The following is a 17195-nucleotide window of genomic DNA, read 5'->3' as shown; positions in this document are numbered from 1 at the left end:
CGGGGGGTTAATAAATCATGCGTGATATTTTCTTGGGATGACTCAAGAGACTGCTGAACACGTCGGCGCCCTGCTCCGCGACGCCCGCGGCCAGAAAGGCTGGACCCAGGGGCAGCTCGCTGCCGAGCTGGGAACCAGCCAAAGCGCCATCGCCCGCATGGAACAAGGCAAGCAGAACCTGAGCCTGAAAATGATCCAGCGGCTGGAGTCCATTTTCGGCCGGAGCATCGTCAATGTGGGACGGCCCGCCATGACGCACCTCCGGGTCGAGGGCGGCCGCACCCTCTCCGGCGCCGTCGACGTGAACAGCAGCAAGAACGCCGGCGTCGCCCTGCTGTGCGCCAGCCTGATCAACCGCGGCACCACCACCCTGCGGCGGCTCGCCCGGATCGAAGAAGTCAACAGGATCGTCGAGGTGCTGACCAGCATCGGCGTCGAGTGCACCTGGCTCAACGCCAACGACCTGCAGATCCGCCGCCCCGCCGTGCTGGACCTGGACTCGATGGATGTCGAGGCCGCCCGCAGGACCCGCAGCGTCATCATGCTGCTGGGCCCGCTCCTGGACGAATCCAGCGAGTACCGGCTGCCCTACGCCGGTGGCTGCGACCTCGGCACCCGCACCGTGCAGCCGCACATGCAGGCGCTGCGCCAGTTCGGCCTCAGTGTCGACGCGAAGTCCGGCTACTACGCTGTGAAGGCACCGCCGTCGGACGGGCACGACCGCTCGTTTGTGCTCAGCGAACGTGGCGACACCGTCACCGAAAACGCCATCATGGCCGCCGCCCACCGCAGCGGCACCACGATCATCCGCAACGCCAGCCCCAACTACATGGTGCAGGACCTCTGTTTCTACCTGCAGATGCTCGGCGTCGAGATCCAGGGTGTGGGAACCACCACCCTGAAGATCACCGGCCGCCCCGCGGTCGACGCCGACATCGAGTACTTCCCGTCCGAGGACCCGATCGAGGCGATGAGCCTGATCACCGCCGGGATCGTCACGGACTCGGAAGTCACCATCCGCCGCGTCCCGATCGAATTCATGGAGATCGAACTTGCGACGCTGGAACAGATGGGCCAGCGGCTCGAAGTGTCCGGCGAGTACTTGGCCCGCAACGGGCGCACCCGGCTGGTGGACGTCACCACCAAGCCCTCCGCGCTGCGCGCCCCGGAGGACAAAATCCACCCCATGCCCTTCCCCGGGCTGAACATCGACAATCTGCCCTTCTTCGCCGTCATCGCCGCCAATGCCGAGGGCCAGACCATGATCCACGACTGGGTCTACGACAACCGCGCGATCTATCTCACCGAGCTGAACAAACTCGGCGCCCGGGTGCAGCTGCTGGACCCGCATCGGATCTACGTCAACGGACCCACAAAATGGCGTGCGGCCGAGGTCGGCTGCCCGCCGGCCCTTCGCCCCGCCGCTTGCCTGCTGCTGGCGATGCTCGCCGCCCGGGGCGTGTCGGAACTGCGCAATATTTACGTGATCGAGCGCGGCTACGAGGACCTGGCCGAGCGGCTCAACACCATCGGCGCGAAGATCGAGTATTTCCAAGACTGAATGCGCTGAGTGCGCTGGATAACAGCCAGGCGCCAGTCCGCACGCGCCCGGGCCAAATGACCCCGGGCGTTTCGGCGGATCCTGCCGCACAATAGAGTCATGCGCACCTTCGGCGTGGAAGAAGAACTGCTCATAGTGGATCCCGAAACAGGGATGCTGCTTGCCCTCGCCGACGTCATGCTGCCCGGCCTGGTGCCGCCGAAGCAGGACGCTGCCCTTGTTGTCCCAGGGCAGCAACCCGTCCACGACGGCGGCGCCGACTTCAGTTACGAGCTCAAGCTCGAGCAAATTGAAACCCAGACGCGGCCATGCCTGGACTACCCTGAACTGCTCCGGCAGCTCAGGCAGGGCCGGGCGCGGGCGGACCGCGCCGCCCGCGCACACGGCGGCCGCGTCGCGGCCCTGGCCACTTCTCCCCAGGGCGCCGCCACACACCTGACGCCGAACAAGCGATACATGACCATGCAGCAGCGCTTCGGGCTCACGGTCCGGAACCAGCTGACCTGCGGCCTCCACGTCCACACCCTGGTGGAGTCCCCGGAGGAAGGCGTGGCCGTCATGGACCGGATCCGGGACAAGCTGGCCGTGCTGATAGCCCTCAGCGCGAACTCCCCGTACTGGAACGGTGCCGAGACAGGATTTGAAAGCTACCGGACGCAGGCCTGGAACCGCTGGCCCGGGTCCGGTCCCACCATGATCTTTGGCAGCCTGCCCGTCTACCGGCGGCTGGTGACCCGGCTCGTGGAAAGCGGCGTCCTGATGGACGAGGGGATGGTCTACTTCGACGCCCGGCTGGCCCGGCACCATCCCACCGTGGAGATCCGCGTCGCCGACGTCTGCCTGCGGGCGGAGGACGCGGCGCTGATCGCCGTGCTGGTCCGCGCGCTCGTCGAGTCGGCGTCCCGCGAATGGAACGACGGCGTCGATCCCGCCCCCGTGCCGACGCTGCTGCTGCGGATGGCCGCCTGGCAGGCCAGCAACTGCGGTCTGCGCGGGGAACTGCTGGACTTCGGCACCTTTACCCCGGCCCCGGCCGCCGACGTGGTCCATGCCCTGGTGGACTTCGTGGCCCCCGTGCTGGCGGAGCAGGGCGAGCTGGACCTGGTCCGCGAGGGCGTCAGCCGGATCCTGGCGGAAGGAACGGGTTCGCAGCTGCAGCGGGAGCCGTTCCACGCGGGTGGGTTGGCCGCCGTCGTCGAACGCGCCGTCGAGGTGACCACGGAGGGAAGCGCGGCCGTGGAGGCTGACCAGGATTCGTCGCTGGGCGGGGCCAGCCGGGGCTAGACCTGCTTGAGCGCCTGGCCCAGGTCGCGGATCAGGTCCTCGATGTCCTCGAGTCCCACGGAGAGTCGCACTACACCGTCGCTGAGCCCGATCGCCGCGCGGCCCTCGGGCCCCATGGCGCGGTGTGTTGTGGTGGCGGGATGAGTGATGAGGGACTTCGAATCGCCCAGGTTGTTGGAGATATCGATGATCCGCAGGTCATCCAGCAGCGCGAACGCGGCCTCCTTCGCCGAACGTCCGGCGGACGGGGCGAGCTCGAAGGTCAGCACGGTCCCGCCGGCCTTCATCTGCCGTGCGGCCAGTCCGTACTGCGGATGGGACGGCAGCAGCGGGTACTTGACCCAGCCGATCGCGGGCTGCTCCTCGAGCCATTCCGCCAGCCGCAGCGCGGAGGCGGAGGAATGGTTGACGCGCAGGGCCATCGTCTCCAGGCCCTTGGTCAGCACCCACGCGTTGAACGCTGAGAGTGCCGGGCCGGTGTGGCGCATGAGCTGCTTGACCGGGCCGTCGATGAATTCCTTGGTGCCCAGGATCGCGCCGCCGAGCACACGGCCTTGGCCGTCGATGTGCTTGGTGCCTGAGTAGACCACCACGTCCGCGCCGAGCTCCCCGCAGCGCTGCAGCAGTGGGGTGGCAAAGACGTTGTCGACGACGACCGTTGCCCCGGCGGCGTGCGCCAGTTCGCTGACGGCGGCGATGTCCACGATTTCCTGCATCGGATTCGACGGCGACTCGAAGAACACCGCCGTCGTGGGTTCCGACAGCGCAGAGCGCCACTGCTCCAGGTCCGGGCCGTCCACAAACACCGTCTCCACGCCCCAGCGGGGAAGGATCTCGTTGAGGATCACGAAGCACGAGCCGAACAGCGAGCGGGCCGCGACAACACGGTCGCCGGCGGCCAGGAGGGCGCCGAGGGCGGTGAAGACGGCGGACATGCCCGAGGCGGTGGCGAAGCAGGCCTCCGTGCCTTCGAGCAGCCGGAGCCGTTCCTGGAACGTGGCCACCGAGGGGTTGCCGTAGCGGGAGTAAACGAAGCGCTCGTCCTCGCCGGTGAAGGCGCGCTCCGCGGCGGCTGCGGATTCGTAGACGAAGCCGGAGTTCAGGAAGACCGGCTCGGACGTTTCCTGGAAGCCGGTGCGGTCGAGTCCGCCGCGGACGGCCTGGGTGTCGGCGCTCCAGCCGGCGGCATCAGGGTTGAAGGTCACTTAGTGCCTTCCGGGGTTGGTGGGCAGGCCGCGGTTCTTCCAGCCGTTGACAATGCGGTCACCGTGGCGGTCCGGCTCGCCCTCGAAGCCCTCCAGGACGTTGTAGGACGTGAAGCCGGCGTCCGTCGCGGCGATCGCGGCGGCGATGGACCGGGCGCCGGAACGGCACAGGAAAACCAGCTCGGTGCCTTCGCCGTCGGGGGTCTGCTGTTTCAGCTGCTCGATGAACCGCGCATTGGGGAGGCCGCCGGCAAGGTTCCACTGGATGAAGAGCGGAGCGTTCGGCCTGGTGCCGGCAGCTGCGGTGTCCGGGATGCCGATGTGGGCCCATTCGCCTTCGGTGCGGACGTCCACCAGGATGGCGCCGTCCTCCAGCTTGGCCCAGGCTTCCTGCGGGTTGAGGTCCCCGGCGTAGCTCACGCGTGGCCCTCGCCGTCGAACTCAAGGTCATCCACGGCATTGGCGACGGCGGCATCGGCGCTGGCAACCGCGGCCGGCAGCACCACGGCTTGGGCCGCGATGACGTTGATGCCGTTGTACGTGGCGGACGGGTTCCCGTGCAGCACATAACCCTCGGCGAGGGCGGCCGAGACCCGCTCGCAGAAGGCCCGGTCATCGGGGCCGGTAAACAGGCGGTAGGCCAGTTTCTCTTCGGCGGCGCCGGGGACGGCGGGGGCTTTGGTGGGTGCTGTATCGGGGACAGCGGGGGCGGACGCGTCAGGCACGACGGATCTCCTTCTTTCACGCTTGCAGCTCGAATTTTCGATGTGCCGAGTATTCACCTGAGGCACCCCGCCGCGAAAGGGAGGGTTGCCGACCGGCCAGTCAGGGCTTGGCGCCGGTTCTCATTACTCACCAAAAACGTAACACCCGCGACGCCGGCAGGCACCGCCGCGCACGTCATGTTAAGTAACGGAATCCGCCGGACCGCAGGGACCCAATCGGCGCTCCCGGGAGGATAATGACGGGAGATGCAGTCCCCTAACCCCGGATGAAATCAGGTGGCCGTGAACGCGTCGGATGCCCCTACAGCCAGCCCCATGCTGCATTTCGGCTGGTTCGTGGGCCACGGCTTCGGTGTGCAGGGCTGGGGTACCCCCGGTTACGGGATCGGCTACGACTGGAAGAAGCCGGCGCTGTACCAGGACGCGGTGCGGGCCTTTGAACGCTCCGGGCTGGACCTGTTCATCATCGAGGATTCCCTCACCGTCCCGGACACCTACGGCGGGAGCGCGGAAGTTTCCCTGGCCCAGGCGTCCTTCGCGCCGAAACACGATCCGCTGGCCCTCGTGCCGTACCTGTTCTGCGCCACGAGGCATCTGGGCATCGTGCCGACCATCAGCGCCTCCTTCTACCCGCCGTTCACCGCGGCGCGGCTGCTTGCCACGCTGCAGCACTTCTCCCACCAGCAGCTGGGTTGGAACGTGGTGACCTCCGGCAGCGACCTCGCCGCGCAGAACTACGGCCTTGACCAGCAAATCGAACACGACCGGCGCTATGAGAAGGCCGAGGAATTCGTGGACGTGGTGCGGCGGCTCTGGCGCAGCTGGGAACCGGACGCGATCCGTGAGGACACCGAAGACGGCGTTTTCGCGGACCACACTAAGGTCCACCCGATCAACTACGACGGCGAGTTCTTCAAGGTCCGCGGGCCGCTGAACACCGCACCGCTGCCGGAGGAACCCGTGCTGGTGCAGGCGGGCGCCTCCCCGCGGGGCAAGGCCTTCGCCGGGGGCAACGCCGACGTCGCGATTGCGCTGGCACGGGGAGCGGACGGGATGACGGCGTACCGGAACTCCATCCGGGCGGAAGCCGCCGCCGCAGGCCGGAACCCCGACGACGTTAAGGTGCTGTTTGTCCTCAAACCCACGGTGGTGGGCACGCGGGCGGAAGCGGAGGACCTGAGGGCCCGGCGCAGGGAACTCACACAGCGGGACATCGACAGCCAGCTCAACTCCATCTCCTATCTCTCCGTCATCGACTTCAAAAAGTTCGACCTGGACGCCCCGTTGCCGGAACTCCACACCAACAGCAACCAGGGCACCCTCGACCACTTCACCAAGGCCGGGCCGCCGGGCTCCACACTGCGCCAGCTCCTCCAGGCCCGCAGCGGCGGCGCCGGGGACAGCATCATCGGCACCGCCGAGGAGATCGCGGACTACCTCGAGGACACCGGAGCTCAGGTGGGCGGCGACGGCTTCCTCTTCTCCGGGTTCGTGGATCCCGTGACCGTCCACGGCGTCCTGGACCGGCTGACCCCCGTGCTGCGCCGCCGCGGGCTGTTGCGGACCGGCTACGGCGACGGCGGGTTCCGCCGGAACCTGCTGGACTTCTAGCGCCATGCACGCCGCGGCAGCAACCTTCCTCATCGGCACGGCCCGGCTGCACGCCCGGGAGGTCGCAGCGGCTGCCGCGGACCCTTCGGTCCTTGTGGTCCTGAGCGAACAGGCCCTCGAAGTGCTGGGCCGCTCGCGGGAAGTGGTCCAGCGGGCCATCGAGTCCGGCCACAAGGTGTATGGCCTCAATACGTTGCTGGGGTCCGGCCGCGACACTGCCGTGGCCGAGGAATCGATCCTCGCCTACCAGGTCCAGGTGGTCCGCTACCACGACAGCGGCGTCGGAGGGATGCTGGACGCCGCCGAAGCGCGCGCCACAGTCCTCGCCCGGCTGATCGGCTTCAGCCGCGGAGGCTCGGGGGTGCGCCCCGAGACGGCCCGCTTCTACGCCCGGCTGCTCAATCGCGGCGTGCTTCCCGCCATTCCGCGCGACGGCTCCGTGGGATCCTCGGACCTGACCCAGCTCGCCGCCGTCGCCGCCGTCGCCATCGGCGAGGGGCGGGTTCTCTCTCCGGACGGGCCGCCCGTCCCCGGCGGCCAGGCGCTCGCCGCCGCCGGACTGGAGCCGCTGACCCTGGCGCCGGGGGAGGCCCTGGCGCTCGTCAGCGCCAACTCCTACTCGATCGGCGTGGGTGCGCTCCTGCTGGGGCGTCTCCTGGGCCTGGCGGACCTGGCAGACACCGCGCTGGCGCTCTCCCTGGAGGCCACCGCGCGGTACGACGGCGGCGGGAACCTCAGCCCCTTCTCCGCGGCCGTGCAGGCGGCCAAGGCCGTCGACGGCCAGGCCGTGTCCGCCGGCAACGTCCGCCGGCTGGTTCGCGGCGGATGGCTGGAGCAGGACGGCCGTGACGTCTCGGTGCAGGACGCCCTGTCCTTCCGGGCCGCGCCGCAGACCCATGGCGCCTACCGCTGGCAGCTCAGCGCGCTCGAGGAAGCCCTCGAAGTGGAACTCAACGGACAAGGCGACAATCCGTTGACCGACCTGGCCTCGGGGCGGATGGTGTCCGGCGGGAACTTCCAGCCCATGCAGCTGGCCCTGGCTTTTGAGGCCCTCCGGGTGGGCCTGGCCCACCTCGGCATCAGCAGCGAACGCCGGATCGCCAAGCTCTATCCGCCGCAGCGCCGGATCCGTCAGCAGCACCTTGCCGCGGCGAGGGACGGAACGGCCCTGGAACGCGAGCAACTGCCGGGTCTGCTGTGGTACTCGGCCGCCGGGCTGCTGGCCGAGCTGAAGACCCTCGCGGCGCCGGCCACGCTGGGGGCGCCCACCCTGTCCGCCGACGTGGAGGACCATTCCACCCTGGCGCCGTTGGCCCTGCAGCAGCTGGAACGCTCGGCGGAGGCGGCCGAGAAGCTCTTCACCATCGAGGCGCTGACCGCGGCCTACCTGCTGTCCCGGGCGGGTGCGGGGGGCGGCGGCGCCGCGGGTGACGGCGCGGTGGAGCCGGCGACGCGTCCGCTCGGGGCTGGGACCGGTGCGGTCCAGGCTCGCCTGGCCAGGGTCCTGGCCCACGGCGCGGACAGCGGCCTGCCGGCGTCGGAACTGCTGGACGCGGCGCGCGGCGCTCTGCGTTCGGCGCTCGCGGAACCAGCTGCCGGGGAGGAGAGACGCCATGACGGGGAAGCACACGGTAGCGGAACTGCTGCCCAATGATGCGGACGCCGTCCTGGCCCAGGTGGGGAACACCCCGTTGGTGCGGCTGAGGGCCGTCGCCGGCGGCCTGGCCAGCGCGGTCTACGTCAAACTCGAATCGGACAACCCGGGCGGGTCGATCAAGGACCGGACGGCCCTGAGTATGATCCGGGCCGCCGAGCGCAGCGGCGCACTGCAGCCCGGCGCCACAATCGTGGAGAGCACCTCCGGGAACACCGGAATCGGGCTGGCCCTGATCGGGGCGCTGACCGGGCACCCGGTGGTGGTGGTGACGGGCGACTCGATTTCCGCCGAGAAGCTCGCGGCCCTGCACCGCTACGGCGCCCGCGTGGTGGTGACGGACTGGGATGCGCCGTCCGGATCGCCGGAAAACGCGAGGTCGGTGGCCGCGCGGATTACCGCGGAGACGCCCGGTGCGTGGCGGCCGCTGCAGTTCGACAACCCGGCCAACCCGCAGGCCCACTACGACGCCACGGCGCCGGAGATCTGGGCGCAGACCGGCGGCACGGTCACGCACTTCGTGGCCGGAGTCGGCACCGGCGGGACCATCAGCGGCACCGGCCGCTTCCTCAAGGAACGATCGGCCGGACAGGTGGAAGTCATCGCGGCCGATCCCTTCGGCTCGGTGTACAGCGGCGGGCATGCGGGACCGATCCTGGTGGACGGGGTGGGGAACACCTGGCCCGAAGCCGACTGGCCCAAGGTCTTTGACCGCGCCGCGGTGGACCGTTTCCTGCGCATCCCCAACGACGAGGTGTACACCACCGCACACCGGCTGCTGGACGCGGAGGGCCTGTCCCTGGGCCCGTCCTCCGGACTCGCGGTGGCCGCCGCACTCCGCGTGGCACTCGCAGCACCGCACGGCTCGGTGGTGGTGGCCATAGCCCCGACGCCGGAAGCAACTACGTGAGCAAGGCCTTCAATCCTGTCTGGCTGGCCGAAAACCACATCCATCTCTCCGGAGCAGCCCGCGACGAGTAATCGCAGGGAATTACGGCAGGAATAGCGCGCTCCGGGTAGTCGAATTAATCAATGCGAGTACTACCCGCCCACGTATTGAATTCAGAACCAGAAAGTTTCGAGTAACGCCTACTCGGGCCTACTGATAGGCGACTCGACTTTACTGAAGAGCAAGTCCAAGGTCTCCAGAAAGTCTCACATGCCACGCAACATGCCGGGGGGGTAATCGCGCTGTGCAACATAAGCGCTGGTCAACACTCAGACGTGCAAGTGCCGCCGATTTGCGGCTGCGCTGTTTGCCGTCCTGCGTCCTGCCGGAGATGCCCTGGACTTGCTCCACGAATGGTCCACCTTCCGCACCCAGGCCCGGCTCTTTCCCGCGGCCTTATCTGACGTTCTGTCGCTCTATTCCCGGTCCAGCGCTGAGGGCTGCCGGTACTTCTACGAAGGAATTGAATTTCATGGTCTCGATATATGTCTTGATGATTGTTTTCCTGATCACATTCTTGGTTGCTGCCGCCGTCGGCCGCTCCTGGTTCCATCGCCGGCTGCGCCGGCCCGAGTTGCTGCGACAGGTTTCCCTCGGTGTGGGCGGCACACTGCTCGTGACGAATCTGGCATGCTTCCTCCTCGAGGCAACGCCGTTCTGGCGGACCGCGAACTTCACCGCAACCGTCGGCGGCCTCGCGGCACTGGGTGTGGTCATGACGGCCCTGCGCACCGGGGGAGTTCCGGCCCGCCAGCCCCGCCGTGTCCTGGCAATCGGCGCCCATCCGGATGACCTTGAACTGGCCTGCGGGGGGACCCTGGCCAAATTCGTGGACTCCGGACACGAGGTCCAGGGGCTCGTCATGAGCGACGGCAAGCGCGGCGGGGACGCCCTGGAACGTTCGCTGGATGCGCAGCGCGGCGCGGCGTTCATGGGCCTCACCGGGATGGCCCACCACAATTTCACCGACACGGAACTCAACCGGCACAGCCAGGAGATGGTCGGTGTCATCGAGGCCGCGATCGCCCGCTACAACCCCGACATCATCCTGACGCACTCCAACCATGACCAGCACCAGGACCACCAGGCCGTCCACCAGGCCACGCTGCGGGCAGCTCGCCAGCACCACTCCATCCTCTGCTACGAGAGCCCCTCGGCAACGCGCGAATTCAATCCGAGCGTATTCGTCGATATTGACGACTACATGGATGCCAAGGTCCAGGCGGTCAAGATGCACAGCGACCAGCTCACCAAGCCGTATATGACCCCCGAGCGTGTCCGCGGCATTGCTTCCTTCCGCGGCGGGCAGGCCCGGCGCAGGGTCGCAGAAGCCTATGAGCCCATCCGCCTCCTGAACACGGAACTGGAGAAGCTGTGAAGCCCCGCGTCCTGGTCACCGGCGCGGGAGGGCCCGCGGGCCGTGCCGTCGCCGCCCAACTGAAAGACCGCGGCATTCCCGTCCTCGGCACCGACATCCGCGAGCTTCCCGCCGGGGCGGGCCTCACGGTGGTTCCCGTCCCGCCCGCCTCAGACCCGGACCTGGTTTCCGCGCTTCGCAGGATTGTGGTGCAGGAGGGCATCAACGTGATCATCCCCACCGTCAGCGAGGAACTCCCGCAGCTTGCGGCGTACCGGGCGGCGTTCGGGGCGGAGGTCCGCGTGATTATTGGGGATCCCGGGCCGGTGGCGCTCGCCGACGACAAGCTCTTCACCGCCTGGCAGCTGCACTCGGCCGGAGTCCCGGCGCCGCGCTTCGGGGTGCCCGGCGACTATGCCGACGCAAACGCGGCCATGGCCGCGCTGGGGGGACCCATCGTCGTCAAGCCCCGCGTCTCGCGAGGCGGGCGCGGCGTGACGGTCATCGACGGCAGCACGGAGGTGGACTGGCACCGTCTCCCGGCCGGGCAGATCGTCCAGGAGTTCATCCCGGGCGTCGAGTACGGTCCCATGGTGTTCGGCACGCCCGCGCACAACGTCGCCGCACCGTTCGTCGTCGTGGTGGAGAAAACGGAGTTGGCGCAGGGCAACATCGGGAACGCCGTCACCACCCGCCGGACCGACGCGGGCGAAGCGATCGACGTCGGCAATGTGGCGCTTGCCGCCGTCCGCGCACTGGGCCTCACCGGCCCGGTGGACGTGGATGTCCGCCGCCGCGCGGACGGGACCCCCGTGGTCCTGGAGGTGAACGCCCGGTTCGGCGCGAACAGCGCACGGGCCCCGGAACTGCTCGACGCCGTTCTGGCGTCCTTCGCCCTTCCAGCCTTCAACCCGGCATCCTTCCGGCAAAGCACAGGAGCGTACGCCAATGTCCTGGTTTGAATCATCCTTCGCGGCAGCCCTCCCCGGGGCGCAGCTCCTGCTCCTCGCGCTGGGCCTGCCCATCCTGGTCTTCGGGCTCGTCAAACTCCTGGTGCTGCCGCTGTCCGTCTGGTTTGAAGTCCGTGCCGCCATGCGGCGGCGGCGGGAAGCCCCCACACTGCACGATGAATGGCCCAGCGTGTCAATCATCGTGCCCGCCTACAACGAGGCAACCGTCATCGAGAACTGCGTCCGATCTATCCAGCTCACCCGGTATGACCGGTACGAGGTGATCCTGGTGGACGACGGCTCAACCGACAACACGGCAGAGTTGATGGCAGGTCTCGCGGCCGGGGATGCGCGGATCAGGGTCCTGACACAGGCCAACGCAGGCAAGGGAGCCGCCCTGAATCTGGGAATCCGCAACGCGACCGGCGATGTCCTGATGTTCGTTGACGCGGACGGCATCTTTTCCCGGTACACCGTCGAGAAGATGCTCCAGGGCTTCGAGGACGGGCGTACCGGGGCCGTCTGCGGCGATGACCGGCCGGTGAACCTGAACCGGGCCCAGACCCGGATGCTGGCCTTCATCAGCCACGTCGGCACCGGCATGGTCCGGCGCGCACTGACCGTGATCGGATGCCTGCCCATCGTCTCCGGCAACATTGGCGCTTTCCCGCGCAAGGTTGTGGAGGAAATCGGGCCGTTCCGCGAAGACACCGTGGGCGAGGATCTGGAGCTGACCTGGCGGGTACACAAGGCGGGCTACCGCGTGGTCTTCACGCCGCGGGCGCTGGTCTACGCCGAATCCCCGTCGACCATCCGGGCCCTGTGGCGGCAGCGGGTCCGGTGGGCCCGCGGCCTGCTGCAGACCATGGCCGTCCACAAGGGCATGATCGGCAATCTCCGGCACGGCAGGTTCGGCGCCTACCTGTTGTTCAACGCCATCACCATGGTGGTCCTGCCAGTGGTCCAGATCCTGGTCCTCCTTGACCTGGCGTTCCTCCTCGCTCTGGGCTACAGCCCGCTCGGCGGCGACGCCTGGGCGTTCCTGGGCTGGCTCGGCATCATCGTGACGCTCGTTCTGACGGTGTGCGCCCTGGGCATGAACCGGGCATGGAAAGACCTGCGGCACATCTGGGTGCTGCCGCTGATCCCGTTGTATTCCGTGTTCACCAGCCTGACCATGGTCGCCGCCCTCAACCAGGAGCTGCGCAGGAAGGAAGCCCGCTGGAACAAGCTCACCCGGACCGGAATCGTCAGCGTGACTGTCCCGGCGCCACGCGCGGAAGCGCGGGCTTGAGACGGGCTGTGGGTCTCCTGTCCGTGCTGGCCCTCGCCGTGACCTCGTGTTCCGGGCCGCAGGAGGGGTCGAGTGCGGTCGCGGCGCCAGCCGAGGAACGGACCGTCGGCGTCGGTTACGAAACCGTCGTCGATGCCGCCCACACCCTGCCGGCCCTGGCCAAGAGGCTCGACGAGGTCAACGCCAACAGCGTGACCATCAGCGTCGGACGGCTGGACTGGACGGCTTTCCCCTGGGCCGCCTACCCGGAATTGGAAGCCGTCCCGGGCCGGGACCACGTCGCCGAGGCGATCAAGGCCCTCGGAACCGGCAGCGACGGCCGGAAGCGGAAGGTCACCTTAACCGTCGACCTGCTGATCCCGGGCTGGATCAGCACGAATCCCGGCCTGGCGGGCATCAACTTCGACGGCACCCGGTCCACGGACTTCGCCAGCGTTACCGCCCTCACCACCGGTCCGGCCGGGGAGCGGCTGGTGGAGTTCGTGGCCGAGGTGACCAAACGCTACCAGCCGGCCGCGGTGGCCCTGACCGAACTGATGTTCGACAACAACACCTACGGGGGCGATGACCGCGATTCCTACATGCTGGCCAGCGGCGCCACCGACTGGCCGAGGCAGGCGAGCGGGGACATCGACGTCGGGCATCCAAGCATCGCGACGTGGCGTTCCGAGGCGCTGGCCTCCGTGGTGGCGAAGGCGGCGGCGGCCGCACACCAAAACGGGGCCACCCTGGACATGGACGTCAGGGCTCCGTGGGACGATCCGGCGGGCGACCGCACGGAGAGCGGTCACGACTACGGCCTCCTGGCCTCGGCCGCGGACCGGCTGGTGGTGTGGAACTACTTCGGGCTCAACGGCAAGGAGCCCGAATACTCCGCCGAACTGGCCCGGGCCATGGCGAAGCGCTCTCCCAAGTTCGTCATTTCGGTGGGGATGTGGGCGACGGGTGGCAGCATCTCCGCGGCGGACCTGGCAGCCGCGCTGGCGGCGTCCATCTCGGGCGGGGCGACCGCCGTCGCCGTCACGCCGTCCAGCATGCTCGACGACGACGCTTGGGAGGCGCTCCGGACGGCGTGGGCCTAGCCGGCCCGACGGGCGTGTCGTTGCCATGCGTTTGTCTTTCCCTACCCGCGTCTGATGTCGTAGGCTCTCGGCTATCGCGTCTGGGAGCGGTGCATGACCACATCACACAGGAACTGGGGACCTCCATGAATCTAAGAAGCATCACACCGGCCGCGCTCCTTCTCGCGACAACGCTGGCGCTCGCCGGCTGCGGCACAACCTCAGCCGCCGGGGGCTCGTCCTCGCCTGCTTCGGGGGAATCGCTGGCGGCATCGCCGTCCGCCACGCCGACGCCCACCCCGACTCCCACACCGAAGGCGTACGCGGCAAAGGAGCTGGCCGCGATCATCGCCGGGCTGAAAGACGCCGCAGGCCGGCCGCTGACTGCCGTTCCGGCAAGCGAACTGGACCAGGGCATCGAATCGGCCGGCGAGATGATGGACGCCGCCAAGATCACTCCGGCGGAATGTGGCGCCCTTGCGGACAGCAGCGCGCAGATTCCCGAGGGCAGCACCTACGCCGCCGGCGGCGCCGAATCGGCCAAGGAGGAAACCATCACGGTGCTCACCCTCGTGGCGGTCACGGACCCGGAGCTCCTAAGCAGCAATGTCGAAGCCTCCGAGGCGAACAGCACGAAGTGTGCAAACTTCACGCTGGAGTTCCAGGGCCAGAAAATCACGAACACGACGAAAGTCCTGGACGTGAAAACAACCGGGGACAACTCGTTCAGCTCCCTCTCCACTCAGACGCTGCCCTCCGGGCAGGCCGTGACGACAGTCATGGTCATGGGATTGAAGGGAACGCTGTCGGCCACGGCCGTCGTAACGGGGATCGGGCTCACCGCGGATGCGTCAGTCGACTTGGCCCGTCTCGTCGACGAAGCCCTCGCCAAGGGCTGACACGCGGAACGCGGGGTCACCACGCGCCCATCCGGGGCGCCCGGGTGGGCCGCAGCTGACCCCGCGCTGCATGCCGCTGGGCTACTGGATCGTGGCGTAGAGCGCGTTGAGCTCTGCCGTGAGCTGCCGGCGCAGCTCCGGGGTGCCGATTTCCTTGCCGTCAATGTGGTTGACGGGCGCCAGCAGCCGGATGCTGGAGATCAGCCAGACGGCGTCGGCGTCGTAGAGGTCGTGGGGTTCCAGCGGGCCGTAGCCCAGCTCCCAGCCGGCGGCCTTGGCCGCGGTGAACAGGGCGCCCTGCGAGGTGCCGGGCAGGATCCCGCTGTCGAGCTGGGGGGTGATGAGACGCCGGATGGTGCGGACCCCGCCGGCGCCGTCGTCGACGGTCTCCAGGTGCGCGAGCAGCACGGTCGACGTCGGACCCTCCAGGACCCGGCCGTCCGCGGACGTGAAGATGACATCGTCCGCACCCTGGGCATGCGCGTACCGCAGGGCCGCCATATTGACCGCATAGGAAAGGGTCTTGGCACCCAGGAGCAGCCACGGCGCCCGCTCGCCCACTTCGCTGTCGTAGCCGCGGTCCAGCAGGATGACGTCGACGCCGGTCTCGCGCTGGCGACGCCCGGCGGGGCCGGGTGCGGACGCCTGGACCCAGCAGGTGGGCATGGCGGATCCTTCGACGCCGCGGGTCACCAGCAGCTTCACCACGAGTTCGTCGTCAGCAACGGACCCCGGCACGTGCTGGCTGCGGTATTCGCGGATGGCCGTTGTGATGGCGCGGCGCCAGGGCTCCTCCGCCGGGATGTCCAGCTCCAGGAGCCGGGCGGACCCGGCCAGGCGGTTCAGGTGTGCCTGGAGCTTGCGGGGGTGCCCGCCCACCGCCAGCAGCGACTCGAAAACACCATCGCCGCGGGTGGCGCCCTGGTCCGTCGCCATGAGCTGCGGCTTGGACGCATCGGCCAGCCGGCCGTCCTCGAACGCGGGGTCGAGGAAGACCAGCACCGTGGCGGGGGAGGGAGCGGCGGCAGGAGAAGTCATGGCTTCAGCTTAGTGCGGCGGGCAACGGGTTAGGATTTGACGGTTGCCCGTTCCGGAACTGTTCCGCGGGTCTGGAGCTTGAGGGGTTCGCCTGTGCTGTGGCCATTTTCGCTGGCGGAAACGCTGCCGTCCTGGGTGATCATGATCCTGACCGTGGTGGACCTCGCCATCCGGGTGCTGGCCCTCGGCATCATCCCGGGAAACCGACGCCCCACCACGGCCATGGCCTGGCTGCTGATCATCTTCTTCGTCCCGGCCCTCGGCCTGGTCCTGTTCCTGCTCTTCGGCAATTTCCGCCTCTCCCGCAAGCGCCGGGCGCAGCAGGATGCAGTGAACACCCGCGTGCGCGCCGGCACGGCCGACCTGGCCATGTTGGAAAGCCGCTACGACGGCCCGGAATGGGTGGCCTCCGCGGCGGAACTGAACAAGACCCTTGGCTCGCTGCCGATGGTGGACGGCAACCACGTGGAGCTCCTCCCCGGGTACCCGGACTCGATCAAGGCGATGGCGGCGGCAGTCCGTAAGGCCGAGTCCTTCGTCAACGCCGAGTTCTACATCCTGAGCTCGGACCACGTCACGGACGATCTGCTGACGGCGATGGAAGAGGCCGCAGAACGCGGCGTCGAGGTCCGTCTCCTGTTCGACCACCTGGGGACCCTGCGCATCCAGGGCTACAGCAAGCTGATCGCCCGGCTCAAGGCCGGCAAGATTCGCTGGCGTCCCATGCTGCCGCTGCGGCCCGTGCACGGGCAGTGGCGCCGGCCGGACCTGCGCAACCACCGCAAGATCATGGTGATCGACGGCGAGGTGGCGTTCACCGGTTCGCAGAACCTGATCGAACCCTCGTACAACAACCCGCGGCACCGCAAGGTGGGCCGCGAATGGGTCGAGCTGATGGCCTGCTTGCGGGGGCCGATCGTCACCACGCTCAACGTCGTGTTCGCCACGGACTGGCTCAGCGAGACCGACGAGTCGCTCGAGGATCAGCTGGCGCATCGTCCCGAACTGCACGCCGGCAACATCACGGCCCAGGTGGTGCCCAGCGGCCCCGGCTTCATCACGGAAAACAACCTGCGTCTTTTCAACACGCTGATCTACTCGGCGCAGCACAAGATCTCGATCTGCAGCCCCTACTTCGTCCCGGATGATTCGCTGCTGTACGCGGTGACGACGGCGGCGCAGCGCGGCGTCGACGTCGAACTCTTCGTCTCGGAAAAAGGTGACCAGTTCCTGGTCCACCACGCCCAGCAGTCGTACTACGAGGCGCTCCTGGAAGCCGGCGTGCGGATCTACCTGTACAAGGCCCCTTTCGTGCTGCACGCCAAGCACTTCACCATCGATAACGACGTGGCGGTGCTGGGGTCCAGCAACATGGACATGCGCTCCTTCTCGCTGAACCTTGAGGTCTCAGTGATGCTCCTGGGCGAGGACATCGTGCGCCGGATCAGCGCCGTGGAGGACACCTACCGGGGCATTTCGCGGGAACTGACCCTCGAGGACTGGATGAAACGGCCCATGGGTGTCAAATACGTGGACAACGTGGCCCGGCTGACAGCCACCCTGCAGTAGCCCGAGCTGCACCGGCGTCAGCCGGGTGACGGGGTTGC

15 protein-coding genes and 1 riboswitch are annotated in these 17195 nt (G+C 68.2%); of the genes, 11 read left to right on the top strand and 4 right to left on the bottom strand.

The genetic code is table 11. From position 1 onward, the window contains the following. Positions 1–37 precede the first annotated feature (37 nt). Positions 38–1561 (top strand): UDP-N-acetylglucosamine 1-carboxyvinyltransferase, encoded by a 1524-nt coding sequence (locus ASE96_RS12790; RefSeq protein ID WP_056430853.1) that lies wholly within the window; start codon positions 38–40, stop codon positions 1559–1561. A 99-nt stretch (positions 1562–1660) separates the two neighbouring features. Next, entirely contained in the window at positions 1661–2845 is a 1185-nt protein-coding gene (locus tag ASE96_RS12785) for a glutamate--cysteine ligase (protein ID WP_056430850.1), read from the top strand. On the opposite strand, the gene ASE96_RS12780 is transcribed toward ASE96_RS12785, so the two are convergent. The 3 genes from ASE96_RS12780 to ASE96_RS12770 are packed head-to-tail and all read right to left on the bottom strand — an operon-like array spanning position 2842 to position 4694. Then, a complete protein-coding gene (locus ASE96_RS12780; protein WP_056430849.1) occupies positions 2842–4050 on the bottom strand; it encodes an O-succinylhomoserine sulfhydrylase in 1209 nt (402 codons plus the stop codon). The two genes, ASE96_RS12785 and ASE96_RS12780, sit on opposite strands and share 4 nt — an antisense overlap. Then, the gene (locus ASE96_RS12775) at positions 4051–4470 is read right to left on the bottom strand and encodes a rhodanese-like domain-containing protein (RefSeq protein WP_056430846.1); all 420 of its coding nucleotides are present in this window, start codon (positions 4468–4470) and stop codon (positions 4051–4053) included. Next, the gene (locus tag ASE96_RS12770; RefSeq protein ID WP_056431045.1) at positions 4467–4694 is read right to left on the bottom strand and encodes a DUF1737 domain-containing protein; all 228 of its coding nucleotides are present in this window, start codon (positions 4692–4694) and stop codon (positions 4467–4469) included. The genes ASE96_RS12775 and ASE96_RS12770 overlap by 4 nt, the downstream gene beginning before the upstream one ends. A 94-nt stretch (positions 4695–4788) precedes the next feature. Then, a riboswitch (SAM riboswitch) is annotated at positions 4789–4903 on the bottom strand. A 187-nt stretch (positions 4904–5090) separates the two neighbouring features. On the opposite strand from ASE96_RS12770, the gene ASE96_RS12765 reads away from it, so the two are divergent. The 8 genes from ASE96_RS12765 (at position 5091) to ASE96_RS12730 (ending at position 14550) form a co-directional block, all read left to right on the top strand. Then, a complete protein-coding gene (locus ASE96_RS12765; RefSeq protein ID WP_156367601.1) occupies positions 5091–6386 on the top strand; it encodes an NtaA/DmoA family FMN-dependent monooxygenase in 1296 nt (431 codons plus the stop codon). A 4-nt stretch (positions 6387–6390) separates the two neighbouring features. Then, positions 6391–8040 carry an aromatic amino acid ammonia-lyase gene (locus ASE96_RS12760; RefSeq protein WP_056430843.1) on the top strand — a complete coding sequence of 550 codons (1650 nt, stop codon included), beginning with the start codon at positions 6391–6393 and terminating at the stop codon, positions 8038–8040. Next, complete coding sequence (locus ASE96_RS12755; protein WP_235500246.1) at positions 8000–8950, top strand: cysteine synthase family protein; 951 nt, start codon at positions 8000–8002, stop codon at positions 8948–8950. Before ASE96_RS12760 ends, ASE96_RS12755 begins: the two co-directional genes overlap by 41 nt. Positions 8951–9461: 511 nt before the next feature. Next, entirely contained in the window at positions 9462–10367 is a 906-nt protein-coding gene (locus ASE96_RS12750; protein ID WP_162238827.1) for a PIG-L deacetylase family protein, read from the top strand. Next, a complete protein-coding gene (locus ASE96_RS12745; protein WP_082492718.1) occupies positions 10364–11308 on the top strand; it encodes an ATP-grasp domain-containing protein in 945 nt (314 codons plus the stop codon). Before ASE96_RS12750 ends, ASE96_RS12745 begins: the two co-directional genes overlap by 4 nt. After that, positions 11295–12590, top strand: coding sequence for a glycosyltransferase (locus ASE96_RS12740; protein ID WP_056430835.1), 1296 nt, complete (start codon positions 11295–11297; stop codon positions 12588–12590). The genes ASE96_RS12745 and ASE96_RS12740 overlap by 14 nt, the downstream gene beginning before the upstream one ends. Positions 12591–12598: 8 nt before the next feature. After that, positions 12599–13672: a hypothetical protein gene (locus ASE96_RS12735; protein WP_056430832.1), complete on the top strand. Its 1074-nt coding sequence runs from the start codon at positions 12599–12601 to the stop codon at positions 13670–13672. Between the two features lie 125 nt (positions 13673–13797). Next, positions 13798–14550 (top strand): hypothetical protein, encoded by a 753-nt coding sequence (locus ASE96_RS12730; protein WP_056430829.1) that lies wholly within the window; start codon positions 13798–13800, stop codon positions 14548–14550. Positions 14551–14631: 81 nt separating this feature from the next. Here ASE96_RS12730 and ASE96_RS12725 read toward each other — a convergent pair whose 3' ends face one another. Then, positions 14632–15588, bottom strand: a complete 957-nt coding sequence (locus tag ASE96_RS12725; protein ID WP_056430826.1) for an aminodeoxychorismate lyase — start codon at positions 15586–15588, stop codon at positions 14632–14634. Positions 15589–15729: 141 nt separating this feature from the next. Between ASE96_RS12725 and cls the strand changes: the two genes are divergently transcribed. Then, on the top strand, positions 15730–17157 hold the full coding sequence (gene cls, locus ASE96_RS12720; RefSeq protein WP_200913055.1) for a cardiolipin synthase: 1428 nt from the start codon (positions 15730–15732) through the stop codon (positions 17155–17157). Positions 17158–17195 lie beyond the last annotated feature (38 nt).

It is taken from the genome of Arthrobacter sp. Leaf69, assembly GCF_001422645.1.
Lineage (GTDB): Bacteria > Actinomycetota > Actinomycetes > Actinomycetales > Micrococcaceae > Arthrobacter.
Note: the sequence above shows the minus strand (reverse complement) of the source record. Positions and strands in the feature narration are given on the sequence as shown.